This window comes from Pseudomonas sp. Sample_16 (assembly GCF_004307665.1).
GTDB lineage: Bacteria > Pseudomonadota > Gammaproteobacteria > Pseudomonadales > Pseudomonadaceae > Aquipseudomonas.
This window is the reverse complement of sequence record NZ_RCOB01000070.1, coordinates 136,723-149,488: the sequence shown is the minus strand read 5'-3', so window position 1 is coordinate 149,488 and position 12,766 is coordinate 136,723. Positions and strand designations below refer to the sequence as shown.

General features: G+C 62.7%; 14 protein-coding genes. All 14 read left to right on the top strand.

Translation table 11 applies throughout. The features are described 5' to 3' along the window. Positions 1-15: 15 nt before the first annotated feature. Positions 16-744 (top strand): TIGR03747 family integrating conjugative element membrane protein, encoded by a 729-nt coding sequence (locus D8U69_RS11015; protein WP_130905551.1) that lies wholly within the window; start codon positions 16-18, stop codon positions 742-744. A 187-nt stretch (positions 745-931) separates the two neighbouring features. Then, a complete protein-coding gene (locus D8U69_RS11010; RefSeq protein ID WP_130905552.1) occupies positions 932-1,267 on the top strand; it encodes an RAQPRD family integrative conjugative element protein in 336 nt (111 codons plus the stop codon). Beyond that, positions 1,254-1,493, top strand: a complete 240-nt coding sequence (locus D8U69_RS11005; RefSeq protein WP_130905553.1) for a TIGR03758 family integrating conjugative element protein — start codon at positions 1,254-1,256, stop codon at positions 1,491-1,493. The genes D8U69_RS11010 and D8U69_RS11005 overlap by 14 nt, the downstream gene beginning before the upstream one ends. 15 nt (positions 1,494-1,508) lie before the next feature. Next, the gene (locus tag D8U69_RS11000) at positions 1,509-1,886 is read left to right on the top strand and encodes a TIGR03745 family integrating conjugative element membrane protein (protein ID WP_130905554.1); all 378 of its coding nucleotides are present in this window, start codon (positions 1,509-1,511) and stop codon (positions 1,884-1,886) included. Positions 1,887-1,893: 7 nt separating this feature from the next. Continuing rightward, positions 1,894-2,295, top strand: a complete 402-nt coding sequence (locus D8U69_RS10995) for a TIGR03750 family conjugal transfer protein (RefSeq protein WP_130905555.1) — start codon at positions 1,894-1,896, stop codon at positions 2,293-2,295. Then, positions 2,292-2,930, top strand: a complete 639-nt coding sequence (locus D8U69_RS10990) for a PFL_4703 family integrating conjugative element protein (RefSeq protein WP_130905556.1) — start codon at positions 2,292-2,294, stop codon at positions 2,928-2,930. Before D8U69_RS10995 ends, D8U69_RS10990 begins: the two co-directional genes overlap by 4 nt. Further along, complete coding sequence (locus D8U69_RS10985) at positions 2,930-3,736, top strand: TIGR03749 family integrating conjugative element protein (RefSeq protein ID WP_130905557.1); 807 nt, start codon at positions 2,930-2,932, stop codon at positions 3,734-3,736. The genes D8U69_RS10990 and D8U69_RS10985 overlap by 1 nt, the downstream gene beginning before the upstream one ends. Next, positions 3,726-5,234, top strand: coding sequence for a TIGR03752 family integrating conjugative element protein (locus tag D8U69_RS10980; protein ID WP_130907295.1), 1,509 nt, complete (start codon positions 3,726-3,728; stop codon positions 5,232-5,234). The genes D8U69_RS10985 and D8U69_RS10980 overlap by 11 nt, the downstream gene beginning before the upstream one ends. Next, complete coding sequence (locus D8U69_RS10975) at positions 5,197-5,616, top strand: TIGR03751 family conjugal transfer lipoprotein (RefSeq protein WP_130905559.1); 420 nt, start codon at positions 5,197-5,199, stop codon at positions 5,614-5,616. Before D8U69_RS10980 ends, D8U69_RS10975 begins: the two co-directional genes overlap by 38 nt. After that, a complete protein-coding gene (locus D8U69_RS10970) occupies positions 5,616-8,357 on the top strand; it encodes a conjugative transfer ATPase (protein ID WP_130905560.1) in 2,742 nt (913 codons plus the stop codon). Before D8U69_RS10975 ends, D8U69_RS10970 begins: the two co-directional genes overlap by 1 nt. 223 nt (positions 8,358-8,580) lie before the next feature. Further along, positions 8,581-9,558 (top strand): TIGR03756 family integrating conjugative element protein, encoded by a 978-nt coding sequence (locus D8U69_RS10965; protein ID WP_130905561.1) that lies wholly within the window; start codon positions 8,581-8,583, stop codon positions 9,556-9,558. Continuing rightward, a complete protein-coding gene (locus D8U69_RS10960) occupies positions 9,558-10,913 on the top strand; it encodes an integrating conjugative element protein (RefSeq protein WP_130905562.1) in 1,356 nt (451 codons plus the stop codon). The genes D8U69_RS10965 and D8U69_RS10960 overlap by 1 nt, the downstream gene beginning before the upstream one ends. Beyond that, positions 10,910-11,215, top strand: coding sequence for a hypothetical protein (locus D8U69_RS10955; RefSeq protein WP_130905563.1), 306 nt, complete (start codon positions 10,910-10,912; stop codon positions 11,213-11,215). Before D8U69_RS10960 ends, D8U69_RS10955 begins: the two co-directional genes overlap by 4 nt. A gap of 9 nt (positions 11,216-11,224) precedes the next feature. Continuing rightward, entirely contained in the window at positions 11,225-12,763 is a 1,539-nt protein-coding gene (locus D8U69_RS10950; RefSeq protein ID WP_130907294.1) for a conjugal transfer protein TraG N-terminal domain-containing protein, read from the top strand. Positions 12,764-12,766: the final 3 nt, after the last annotated feature.

Below are 12,766 nucleotides of genomic sequence, written 5' to 3'. Positions count from 1 at the left end.
TCCTGTGGAACCTGTATGCCCATCATCCCAGCCAGTCCGCCTTCTGCACCGCGACGTCCGGGGCTCGTATTCGGCACGGTCGAATTGTGCCTACGGCTGCTCGGCCTGCTGTTCGCTTCGCTGCTGTTCTCCATCGTACTGGAGTTCGTGGGCATGTTGTGGTTCTGGCCAGACCAGGGCTGGCACCACAGCCATGCCATGTGGCTGAGTGAGCTGGGCTGGCTCAGCGGCCATTTCAAGAGTTCACTGCTAGTACAAGAACCGGCGCAAGCGACCGCCAAAATACTTGAATACCTGTATGAATGGGTTGTGGTCCACTCCGGATGGGCACAATCCGACGCACAGTTGAAGTTGCTTAGTCGCGAGGCGTCGCTCCAGGGTCAGTTTGCCCAGGTCTACGTCGTGATACAGGACTACCTGATGGCAGCGCTGTTCACGGTCTTCACTTTTGTCGTTCGCCTGGCCGTCCTCACCCTGGCCATGCCCCTGTTCCTGCTCGCCGTGATCACCGGCGCTGTCGATGGTTTGATGCGCCGTGACCTGCGCAAATTTGGGGCGGACCACGAGAGCAGCTTTGTTTACCACCGAGCAAAGCGGACATTACTGCCGCTGATGGTCAGCCCCTGGGTGATCTACCTCTCCTTGCCTTGGTCACTCAATCCCACTTGGGTGCTGCTCCCATGTGCGGCTCTGCTGGGATGCATGGTTGCCATCACGATGGCTACATTCAAAAAGTATCTTTGAGTGTGTCACGACTGTTTTTACAACATTCGTGACCCAGTGCTGAAACTCCGGTTTGGAGTCATCCAAGCAACCGACTTTTGTTCGTCACTTCTCCTCTTAAAACCGAGCCCTCGAAATTCCCTTTAGCTCATGCCGATACCAGCCTGAATGATCAAGGTGAAGGTCAGATTCCCGGCTGGATTTCGCCATGATGCTTTCTCCCTACCCCTTATTGTTTGCCTGCATGGTTGCACTCACGGCCACAGCTCAAGACGTTCGCGAACGCTCGGACCTGGGCCTAGTGCAGCGGCAGATCATTGCCATCGAACAGTTGGCTGATAGAGCGCGCAGTAGCCAGATCGGTGTCGATACGGCTCGGTATCAATTCGACTACCCACGTTTCGCAGCGGATCTGCAGCGCGTGCGCCAAGGCATCTACAAGTACCTTTCGCCCACCCGAGCGCAGCCTGCCGACCTGGCCGAGTTGACCGGTGATTATCGCGCTGAGGTGCCTCACTCGAGTCCGTCCGATGAGCATGACTGACGCCCAACTCACCGCGTTTTCCGCAGTGGCGGGGTTTACCCCGCAGCTCAGCTCGGTCCTGTGGCGCTCATCGGTGTTGGTACTCGCGTTGCTCTGGTGTGCCTGGGCCCTGTGGACCGGCTACCGCGGCTGGGCGGCCGGCAACATCAATTTCGGCACGCTCGGCGGCAGCACACTGCGCCTTGCCCTTACCCTGATCGTGCTGATGTTTTTCATGCTGTCGTAACCAGGAGAGCTTGCCATGAACCTTTCCCGTCGTTGCCACCACCCGCTCACTCTGCTGCAGGATAGCTGTTCGAAAGCCCTGCTCGGCGGTCTAATACTGCTGAGCTCGACACTCGCCTGGGCCGACCTGCCGACCATGGAAGCGCCCTCTCGCGGCGAAGGTTCGGGGTTGATTGACACCATCAAAAACTACGCCTATGACGGCGGCATCCTGCTCGGCCTGTTGATCGCCACCCTTGCCTTCCTGGGCGTGGCCTGGCATTCGCTCACCGTCTACGCCGACGTACAGAACCAGCGCAAGACCTGGAAGGACCTCGGCGCGGTGGTCGGGGTCGGCGCGCTGCTGGTGGTGGTGATCCTGTGGTTCCTGACCAAAGCCGCCACGATTCTGTGAGGTCACCATGTCCGACGCCCCTGCCACCCTGCCTGACGGCACGTTGACCTTCCTCCCGGAGCGCCTCAACCGCGACCCGGCCGTCCTGCGTGGTCTCACCAACGACGAGATGTGGGTCGCGCTGATGGTCGGTGCCGTGCTGGGTGTGATCCTCGGCGCGCCGCTGGCGGTGTCCAGCGCCTCCATCGCCACCCTGCCTACCTGCATGTTCCTGTGCATGGCACTGGTGTTGCTCGGTGGCGGCAAGCTGCTGCGTCGGGCCAAGCGTGCCCGCCCCGAAACCTGGCTGTACCGGCGCCTGCAGTGGCATCTGGCGGTGCACTGGGGCATCGGCATTCACCAGTTGATCCTGCATTCCGGTCCCTGGACCGTCCGCCGTACACACCGGCATGTGAGGACCGCCGCATGAGCCGCTTTCGCAACAAGGTCGATGCGCAGCAAGCGCATATCTTTAGCCTGCGCATAGCCGTGGCGATCCTCGCGCTGCTATGCACCGGGACTTGGTACGGCTGGCAATCCGCGCCTTCTGAGCTGACCATTCACGTGCCACCCGACCTGCGTTCCGGCAGTACGCGCAAATGGTGGGACGTGCCCCCCGAGAACATCTACGCCTTTGCCCTGTACATCTTTGGCCAGCTCAACCGCTGGCCCACTGACGGCGAGACCGATTATCACCGCGCCATCTTCGCCCTGCAGCCCTACCTCACCCCGGCGTGCAAGACCTTCTTCGATGGCGACTTTGAATACCGCAAGGCCGCCGGCGAGCTCCGCGGCCGGGTGCGTGGGGTATACGAGGTGCTGGGCCGCGGCTACAGCGACGACCCCGACCTGCGCGTGAAACAGCTGGATAAGCACAGCTGGCTGGTCAAGCTCGACCTCAACGCCGACGAGTACTACGCCGCCGAGCCGGTGAAGCGCGTGGTCGTGCGCTATCCGTTGCGCGTGGTGCGCTTCGACGTCGACCCTGAGCACAACAAGTGGGGCCTGGCCCTGGACTGCTACGAAGGCACACCGCAGAAGCTGACGCTGCCTGGAGGTGCGTAATGATGCGTGTCTTGATCCTGATCCTGGTGTCGGTCGCCGGCTGGTGTTCAACCGCTGGCGCCGTCGAGGTCAAATACTGGGATCGCCTGCCGTTGGCCATCCCGCTCACGGTGGGCCAGGAGCGCATCCTGATGCTGGATGAAGATGTCCGTATCGGACTGCCGAGTGCGATCGCCAACAAGCTGCGGGTGCAGTCCGTTGGGGGAACGGTGTACCTGCGTGCAGCGGAAGCTATTCCCCCGACCCGTCTGCAGCTGCAGTCGGTGAAGTCGGGGGATATCATCCTGATCGACATCGAAGCGCTCGAGGGCAGCGAGTCGCTTGAGCCGATCAAGATCGTCGCCCAGGCTCAGGAACCGGACTTGGAAACAACACAGGGGTCAGCACCGGCAGCGACTCCGGTGCCGGTCGTGCTCACCCGTTTTGCGGCGCAGAACCTGTATGCGCCTCTGCGCACGGTGGCGCCGCTGCCCGGTGTTCGTAGGGTACCGCTGGGCGATTCTGTTGGGCTCAGTACGCTGCTGCCTACCGAACGGGTTTCGATCAAGGCACTCGCGGCCTGGCGGTTGGGTGACTACTGGGTGACTGCAGTGAAGATCGTGAACCGCGGACCAGGCAAGGTCTCGCTGGACCCGCGTCATCTGCAAGCCACGCTGTACGCCGCAACGTTTCAGCACGCGTACCTCGGTCATGCCCGCACGCCGGAGGACACCACTGTGGCGTACCTAGTCACCCGCGGCGGCGACCTGAAGCATGCCCTGCTGTTGCCCCCGCCAACGCCGGAGGCTGCCGATCATGAAAGCTAACAGCCTGCTGAAGTGGCTGGTACCCGGCGTGCTGCTGGGCATTGTGCTGATCATCGGCAAATCCTGGGTGGTCGCTCCAGACGGCCAGCCGGCCCATGATCCAGATAAGACAGCGCTAACTGCGGAACAGGCAAAAGCTTTGGGCATCGCTGGCGACACGCCACGCGACACGGTGGCCACCCTGATCGGTCAGGTCAAGGCGATGCGCAGCGAGATGTTGTCACTGAAGAAAGGTAACGATACGCTGCAGACCGAGAACAACCGACTGCGCACGCGCGAAGGCAACATTGACAGCCGCATCCAGAGCACGTTGAGCAGCGTCACCCAGCAGGTCACCGAACAGCGCCAGCAGGCCAATGATGCTCGGCAGAAGGCCGAGCAGCAGCACCGCGAGACCCAGGGGCTGCTGTCCAGGCTCAAGGACCAGCTCACCGGCAAGCCGGGTGAGAAGTCGGATGTACCTGCGGGCTTTGGTCTTGAGCCAGGTGACGAGCAACAGTTTTCAAACGCACAGACATCAATTGATGCGGTGCAGTGGGTCGAACCGTCGAATGCGCGCACCGGCCAGGAGGACGCCACCAAAACCGACGGTCCACTGTCGACACTGACGTCGAAATTCAAGGACCTGCACGGCCTGGACAACAGCGCCATCGACCGCAGCCAGGACCACTTGCGCGCCGTCGCCAAAGGCGAGCGCGACCTGGAAAACGCCAAGGATCGCACTGAAGGGGCCAAGCCCATCTACACCATTCCCGAGAACTCGACGCTGATGGGCTCGATCGCCATGACAGCCCTGATTGGCCGCGTACCGGTGGACGGCACGGTGAACGATCCCTACCCCTTCAAGGTACTGGTGGGACCCGACAACCTCACCGCCAACGGCATCGACCTGCCGGACGTGGTCGGCGCGGTCATGAGCGGCAGCGCCTCAGGCGACTGGACCTTGTCCTGTGTGCGCGGCCAGGTCGAGTCGATCACCTTTGTCTTCAGCGACGGCACCGTCCGCACGGTGCCGCAACCGCAAAAAGTCGTGAGCCGCAATCGCAGCAGCACCCAGACCTCGGACACCGAGAACATCCGCGGCGGCTTGGGCTATATCTCCGATCCCTACGGTATTCCCTGCATCTCCGGCGAGCGCCGCTCCAACGCCCAGCAGTACCTGGGCAGCCAGAGCCTGATCACCGCGGCTGGCGCCGGCTTTGCCGCGGCGCTGGGCAGCGAGCAGACCAACACCTCGTTCATCAACTCGGCCAGCGGCAGCCTGGCTTTGAGCCAGAACAGCGGCACCAGCGCTCTGAACTCGGTCATCAGCGGTGGCATCGGCGACATCCGTGACTGGATCAACAAGCTCTACGGCGAAGCCTTCGCCGCCATCTATGTCCCGCCTGGGGCCAAGGTGGCTCTGCACCTGGATCACGAAATCAGCATCGACTACGAACCCAAAGGTCGGAGAGTGAATCATGAAAGCCCATCCGTTTCGGTACTGGATCTGGATTAGCCTGCTGCTTGGCCTGCATCTGGCTGGCTGTTCCACCAGCAAGGATGAAATGCTGCCCCACGGCGAGCAAACCATGCTGGATATCTGGAACGGCAGCGGCTCGGTCGGCGCCCAGCAACAGCTGCAGGAGGCCCGCAGCGAACTACGCCGTCCGGTGCTGGATCCCGAGCACCTGATCAACGACCAGAACGCCTACACCCGCACCGCCGCCAACGAGATCCGCGCTCAGTTTCCGCGCCTGCCCAATCCCGACCTGGTCATGTACATCTACCCGCACCTGACCGGTACCCAGCAGACACCGGTGCCAGGCTACTCGACGGTGTTTCCGTTGTACGAGAAGGTCCAGTACGCGCTGCCGGGCGAACGCCTGGATGATCTGTGATGGCCGATGACGCGAATCGCGACCCGCCGCGCTGGAAGCCTTGGCGTGCGGCGCAGCGTCGGCGGGCAACCTGCGCCGATGAAGCGGCGCAGTACGCGCACAATCCCAGCTTCGCCGACCACTTGCCCTGGGTCGAATACCTCGAGGAGGAACAGTGCTTTCTGCTCGACGACAATCGCTCCGTAGGCGCCGTGTTCGAGCTGCAGCCGATCGGGACCGAAGGCCGTGAACCCGAGTGGCTGATGGCGGCGCGCGACGCCCTGGAAGATGCGCTGCAGGACAGCTTCGACGAACTCGACCAGGCGCCTTGGGTGGTGCAGTTCTTCTGCCAGGACGACAGTGACTTTTACCCGTACCTCGAACGCCTGGAGCGCTACATCGCCCTTCGGGCACAAGGCACGCCGTTTACCGGAGCCTTCCTCGCGTCGATGCAGTGTCACCTCCACGCCATCGCCAAACCGGGCGGGCTGTTTGACGACCATGTCGTGTCTCACCTGCCCTGGCGTGGCAGCAACCGGCGAATTCGGCTGGTGGTCTATCGCCGGCTCGGGGACCAGGCTGACGATGAAGGGCAAAGCCCGGTTCAACTGCTGAGTCGCACCTGCGATCGCCTGGTGGCCTCGTTGCAGGCCTGCGGGGTCAGCCCTCGGCGGTTGACCGGGCGCGACTTTTACGCCTGGTTGCTACCCTGGTTCAACCCGGCTCCTGCCCTCACCGGCGAATCCCCCGCAGCGTTCTATCGACGCGTGCCCTATCCGGAGACGGACGACGGCGAGGACCTATCGCTGCCGTTCGACCACGATTTCGCCGAGCGGCTGTTCTTCCACGAACCGCGTTCCGATAACGACCAGGGCCTTTGGTACTTCGATCAACAACCCCACACCGTGATAGTGGTCGACAAGCTGCGCAGACCGCCGCATATCGGTCAGTTGACCGGTGAAACGCGCAAGGGCGAAGCCTTGAACGCCCTGTTCGATCAGTTGCCCGAGCAGGCGGTCATGAGCCTGACCTTGGTGATCACGCCCCAGGATGTACTCGAGGAGCAGCTCAACCGCCTAGCGCGCAAAGCCATCGGCGAGAACCTCGCCTCGACCCAGACCCGCCAGGACGTCGAAGAGGCCCGCGCGCTGATCGGCCGCCAGCACAAGCTGTACCGCGGCACCTTGGCGCTGTACCTGCGTGGCGCCGACGAACAGCAACTGCGCCAGCGTTCAATCCAGGCCGCCAATGTGCTGCTCGGGGCCGGCCTGCAACCGGTGCGCGAGGGTGATGAAGTGGCCGCGTGCAACAGCTACCTGCGTTGGCTGCCGATGGTCTATAACCCTGCACGAGACACGCGCAACTGGTACACCCGACTGCTGTTTGCCCAGCATGCCGCCAACTTGCTGCCCCTCTGGGGGCGCAGCATCGGCACCGGCAACCCCGGCATTACCTTCTTCAACCGCGGCGGTGCGCCGTTGTCTTTCGATCCGCTGTCGCGCTTCGACCGCTCCATGAATGGCCACCTGCTGTTGTTCGGCCCGACCGGCGCCGGCAAATCGGCCACCCTGGTCTCAATCCTGATGCAGGTCATGGCCGTGTACCGGCCGCGGCTGTTCATCGTCGAAGCCGGCAACTCCTTCGGCCTGCAGGGCGATTACTTCGCCACCCTCGGGCTGTCCGTGAACAAGGTCCAGCTCAAACCCGGCAGTGGTCTGAGCCTGGCGCCCTTTGCCGATGCCCGGCGGCTGATCGAGCACCCTGACCAGGTGGCCAGCCTGTCGACCGAAGACTTGGATGAAGTCGCACCGGATAGTGATGAGCAGCGCGACGTGCTGGGCGAGCTGGAGATCACCGCGCGGCTGATGATCACCGGTGGCGAAGCCAAGGAAGAGGCACGCCTGACCCGAGCAGACCGCAGCCTGATCCGCGAGTGCATCCTCGATGCCGCCCGGCACTGCGCAGCCACCAAGCAGCAGGTCATGACCCGCCACGTCCGTGATGCGCTGCGCCAGGTCGCCGGCGATGTCCACCTGCCCGACAAGCGCCGTGAGCGAGCGCAGGAGATGGCCGAGTCCATCGACCTGTTCTGCCAAGGCTTCGAGGGCGCCCTCTTCGACCGACCCGGCACGCCCTGGCCGGAGAGCGATGTGACGATCGTCGACCTCGCCACCTATGCCCGTGAGGGCTATGAGGCGCAGATGTCGATCAGCTACATCAGTCTGATGAACACGGTGAACAACCTCGCCGAACGCGACCAGTACCTGGGGCGCCCGATCATCATGGTCACCGACGAAGGCCACATCATCACCAAAAATCCACTGCTGGCGCCCTTTGTGGTCAAGGGCACCAAGATGTGGCGCAAGCTCGGCGCATGGTTCTGGCTGGCGACGCAGAACCTGGCCGACTTCCCCGACGCGGCGCAGACCATGCTCAACATGATCGAGTGGTGGATCTGCTTGAACATGCCGCCGGCGGAAATCGAGGAGATCGCCCGCTTCAAGAAGCTCACGCCGGCGCAGAAAGCGCTGCTGCTGTCCGCGAGCAAGGCCTCGGGCAAGTACACCGAGGGCGTGGTCCTGTCGAAGAACCTGGAGACACTGTTTCGCGCGGTGCCGCCGAGCCTGTACCTCGCCCTGGCCATGACCGAGCCCGAGGAGAAAGCTCAGCGCTGGCGGTTGATGGAAGAGTACCAACAGTCCGAGCTGGAGGCCGCCCTGCAGGTCGCCGCAGAGATCGATCGCCTGCGCGGTATGTCCTGAACAGCCCAGAGCCAGCCATAGTCAAAGCCCTTTCCCTTAGCAAAATTCGACAGGATTACATTTTCACTCCATCGGTCGTTTCGCCTCATTCGCCCCCTCAACCCGGCGACGGACGAAACCGATCACCCCGGACTCGGTTTGCCCGTCCTCCTCCTGAGTTAGATCCGGGATGCTGACACTTGGCGCACGGATGCCCACCGCTGCCACCTGCCGAGCGCTGCCCATGAATGTGACCGCCGCCACCCAACGCAGATACCGAAAGGCCAGGAGGACAGAGCGCGGCCGAACCTTCACTGTGGCCGCTCTGCTCGTCGTGGCTGAGCAGTGCCTGGCACTGACCACTCCCGCCATCATCGCCTCCGTCACTTCGCTGCAGTGCCTGGAGTACCGAGTCGTCGGAATCTGCTATTGGCTACTCTGCACGCCCTTTGGCTGCACCGTGCGGACCTCACCCAAGGTCCGCCATTTCATTCCCGAACTGGTGGTGTCGAGTTATTCCAACACCGGTGGTAATCCTTGGAGCGAGATGTCCGCACTGGCGGCGCCGACGCCGGCGTCGCAGGGCGGCGGCAACCTGATCACGCCCTCACTGCAGCGCGATAACCTTCCGCGCTTCAAGAACGTCGACGGCATCGGGCATCCCGGCGGCGCGGCGCTGACTGCCCTGGCGAAAAGTTTCGGCTATGCGTGCCCGAGTGGGGCCGTGTCTTTTTCACCCTACTACCTCAGCACGCTCGACCCCTTGGCTTGGCGCCAGACCATCCCTGAATCCGTCTACCCGCAGGCGCTCGTACCGGGCATGCGCGAGATTGGCAGCCAAGCGCTTGGGGACATGTGGGGCAGCGTCTATCCACGCCACGGTTTTCTGGTGCAGCCCGACGACTTCAAGGCGGCTGCCGTCATGGCTCAGCGCGCCAGCGACTTCATCACGCGCGCTGGCCAGCCGCATGTTTACCGGCCGCTGCAGCCGCTGCCCGCTCCCGGCTACTGGCCGCCGCAGCAGGTCATGGAGAACAACGTCAATAACCACCGCTGGCAGTTGCTGGTCCCGACGGTCCAGAACACCTGCGCGATCTTCCCCAGCTCGACAGTCCAGAACAACGACGGCGCCTATGCCTGGTCGCTTTGGCGCCCCTACCGCTGCTGCCAGCGCATGGGTCAGACCTTCCTGTTCAGCATCGACTTTGATGGAGGCCAATGATGAACACCCTCTCAATCGGGTTGCTGTGTTTCCTCGTGTGTACCGCGGGTTACGCCGCCGAAAGCGGCTACCACCTTGGCCAACAGGCCGAAGTGTTGGATGACCGAGTGATGTACACCATCGGCGGCGGATCAGCGGCGGGAGCGCCCTCCTCGCTCTACCGCCCCAATGGCCTCGGCGTCGGCATGTCCTGGCGGGCGAACATGATGTGCGGAAACATGAACCTCTCGAACACCCTGCAGAACCAGCTCAACGGTGCCACCCAGGGCTTCCAGCAGATCATGGGCAATGTCATACAGAACGCCACGCAGGCGGTGATGTCGCTACCGGCGATGATCATTCAGCGCGCCAACCCCGGGCTGTACGAGTTGCTGAGCAATGGTGTGCTGCAAGGGCGCATCGACTTCGACCGCTCCAAGCTCACCTGCCAGGCAATGGCCGCGAAAATGGCCGACAAAGTCGACCAGGCCGGCTGGGGCGCGCTGGCGCAGAACCAGGAGATGCAGCAAAACCTCGAGCGGTCCGACGGTGATGCCGTGATGGCGGTGAAGGACACCGAATCGAACAACGGCAACAACGGTGTCAGTTGGGTCGGTGGACAGAAAGCCGGGGGCAACGGTCAGCAACCTATCCGGTTGACCTCAGACGTGGTCAAGGCGGGCTATAACCTGCTACACAACCGAGCCGTTGGGGAAACGTCGGCCGTCGGGTCTGGGTGCCAGAATGGCGCAATCTGCCAAGCTTGGTCGAGCCCCGAGGAGGCCTCCGAATGGGCCACCCGCGTGCTCGGTGAAACCGAGGTGGAGACCTGTGACGACTGCGAAACGCTGCGTGTGACCGCCGGCACAGGTTTGTCACCACTGATCCAGGAAACCTATACGGAGCACCTCGAGGGACTGCAGCGCATGTTGTCGGGCTCGGAACAGCCCACGCCGGAAAACCTCGGCAAAGTTTCCAGCCCCTTGCTGCAGGTCTCCCGCGGGGTCATCGAGGGGTTGCGCGACGATCCCGACCAGAACCTGCTGGCCCGACGCCTGGCCAGCGAGACCGCGTTATCGAGCGTGATCTACAAAGCGATGCTGCTGCAGCGCACGCTGCTGGCCGGCAGCCATGAGCCCAATGTCGCGTCGGCGCAGCCTGCCACCACCGCCCTCAACGGTAATGTCGAAACGCTGGAGCGCGAGATCCGCCTGCTGCAAACCGAGCTGCAGGTACGCCAGTCGCTGGCCACCAACACCGCCAGCCTGGTGCTCGATCGACATGTCGGCGGCGCCGACGCCTCGCGCAGTATCGATCAGCGCGATCCTGAGCCGGATCGACTGCACCGGGCGGACCAAGGGAGGAGCACACCATGATGCCGCTCTCGGTGAGGTCAACGATCTGTCATGCACTGCTGATCCTCGGCGCCATAGTGGTCATTCTGGTGATTGCCTTGATGGCACTGCAACTGCCGGGCTCCCAGCTTGATTGGTTTACGCAGGCGCGGGGGACTACGCCCTACTTCGCCTGTTGGCGCGTCCTGCAGTACACCCTGATCCTCGCCGACTGGACCGCGGCGTTGCGCTTGCGGCCCGCGCTTGTGGACCAGCAACGCGTCAAGCGTCTGGGATTAATCGGCTTCAGCTCGATCATCCTAGTCGAACTGTCTCGCGTGTGAGGGGTAGCCATGAACATGAGCACCAACAGCTACCTCGAGTACTACCTGTCGCTGCTGGCCTGGATCATCAACAACGGCATCTGGAACACGCTGGCCGACACGGGGCTGTTCGCCGCGCCCTTCGGCGCGATCATCCTGCAGGAATGGCTGTCGGCCCGCCAACAGGGCGCTGACGAAGGCAACAAGGGCCTGCTGTCGATCCCTCGGGTCGAAAACCGGCTGTGGATGAGCTACGTGGTCATCCTGTTTGGCTGCATGCCGTTCTTCCCGCTGAACCTGTCCTCGGTGACCTTCGATGATGCGGCGAACCAGCGCTGTGGGGTGTCCATGGCCAAGCCCGCGGACACGGCCTGGGGCACGACCTTCAACACCATCGGTGAGAAGTCAGCAAACGTGCCGGTGTGGTGGTTCCTGGTGCATGCCATGAGCAAAGGCATCACCGCCGCTGCCACCGCGTCGATTCCGTGCGCGCCTGACATCCGCGCGATGCGCATGGAGATCGACAGCTCGCGCATCAACGACCAGGTGCTGCTGCAGGAGGTCGCCGACTTCACCCGGGACTGCTACGGCTTTTCGCGCTCGCGGCTGTTCACCAATCGTCCCGAGCTGGACGAATCGCAGAGCTACGATGCGTCCTGGATCGGCTCGACCTACTTGCTCAACAGACCGGGTTACTACGACACCGATCGCTCGCGAACGCCTAGGGTCGACTGGCCATACGACGAGACCCGGGATACCTCCCTGCCTCGGCTCGACAACGACGCGGGTTACCCCACCTGCAAACAGTGGTGGAGCGATGCCACGGTCGGGCTGCGTGATCGCCTGGTCGCCGAGGTCGATCCGTCGCTGATTTCGCAGTTGCGGGGCTGGCTGACCGGGCGGAGTGCCAGCGAGATCGAAAACGCTACTCTACGGGAGCTGGTGAGCCCGCGGCAGCAGTCATTGAGTATGGCGCCCGGACAGGTGTTCCAGGACTATGGCAGCAGTGCCCGGGGCGGCTCACTGACGCAAGGCCTCAACAATCTGGCGACAAACACCGGCCTGGCCCTGGGCTCGTTCAGCAACTTCCCGGCGATGAATGCGCTGCGAACGGCCTTGCCGATGGTTCAGGCCTTCCTGATCATGGGCACGATCATCAGTTTGCCGCTGGTACTGCTGATCAGCACTTACCAGCTCAAGGCGCTCATGACGATCACGTTCGCGCTGTTCACCCTGCACATGCTGACGTTCTGGTGGGAGCTTGCGCGCTGGATCGATTCGAGCATGCTGGAAACGCTGTACAACCAAGTCTCCGCCACCGACCAGCTGCTTTTGTCATTACCGACGGCAGGATTCATGGACGGGACGGTTACCGCGCAGGTGATCGAGTACGTTATGGGCACAATGTTCGTGGTGCTGCCAATGTTTTTCCTCGGCGCGATGAGCTGGGCTGGTTACAACGTTGGCAGCAACGTTCAAAGCTTGCTTACTCAGGGCGCGGAAAGCGCCAAACTTCAAGCCGGGAAAGGATCATCTCAAGTTGTCGAAGGTATTCAAAAGCTCAAGTAAAAA

What these genes read in the sequence shown, in the direction of transcription:
- D8U69_RS11015 (WP_130905551.1), top strand. Translation starts at nt 16, where the DNA reads ATGCCCATCATCCCAGCCAGTCCGCCTTCTGCACCGCGACGTCCGGGG.
- D8U69_RS11010 (WP_130905552.1), top strand. Translation starts at nt 932, where the DNA reads ATGATGCTTTCTCCCTACCCCTTATTGTTTGCCTGCATGGTTGCACTC.
- D8U69_RS11005 (WP_130905553.1), top strand. Translation starts at nt 1,254, where the DNA reads ATGAGCATGACTGACGCCCAACTCACCGCGTTTTCCGCAGTGGCGGGG.
- D8U69_RS11000 (WP_130905554.1), top strand. Translation starts at nt 1,509, where the DNA reads ATGAACCTTTCCCGTCGTTGCCACCACCCGCTCACTCTGCTGCAGGAT.
- D8U69_RS10995 (WP_130905555.1), top strand. Translation starts at nt 1,894, where the DNA reads ATGTCCGACGCCCCTGCCACCCTGCCTGACGGCACGTTGACCTTCCTC.
- D8U69_RS10990 (WP_130905556.1), top strand. Translation starts at nt 2,292, where the DNA reads ATGAGCCGCTTTCGCAACAAGGTCGATGCGCAGCAAGCGCATATCTTT.
- D8U69_RS10985 (WP_130905557.1), top strand. Translation starts at nt 2,930, where the DNA reads ATGATGCGTGTCTTGATCCTGATCCTGGTGTCGGTCGCCGGCTGGTGT.
- D8U69_RS10980 (WP_130907295.1), top strand. Translation starts at nt 3,726, where the DNA reads ATGAAAGCTAACAGCCTGCTGAAGTGGCTGGTACCCGGCGTGCTGCTG.
- D8U69_RS10975 (WP_130905559.1), top strand. Translation starts at nt 5,197, where the DNA reads ATGAAAGCCCATCCGTTTCGGTACTGGATCTGGATTAGCCTGCTGCTT.
- D8U69_RS10970 (WP_130905560.1), top strand. Translation starts at nt 5,616, where the DNA reads ATGGCCGATGACGCGAATCGCGACCCGCCGCGCTGGAAGCCTTGGCGT.
- D8U69_RS10965 (WP_130905561.1), top strand. Translation starts at nt 8,581, where the DNA reads ATGAATGTGACCGCCGCCACCCAACGCAGATACCGAAAGGCCAGGAGG.
- D8U69_RS10960 (WP_130905562.1), top strand. Translation starts at nt 9,558, where the DNA reads ATGAACACCCTCTCAATCGGGTTGCTGTGTTTCCTCGTGTGTACCGCG.
- D8U69_RS10955 (WP_130905563.1), top strand. Translation starts at nt 10,910, where the DNA reads ATGATGCCGCTCTCGGTGAGGTCAACGATCTGTCATGCACTGCTGATC.
- D8U69_RS10950 (WP_130907294.1), top strand. Translation starts at nt 11,225, where the DNA reads ATGAACATGAGCACCAACAGCTACCTCGAGTACTACCTGTCGCTGCTG.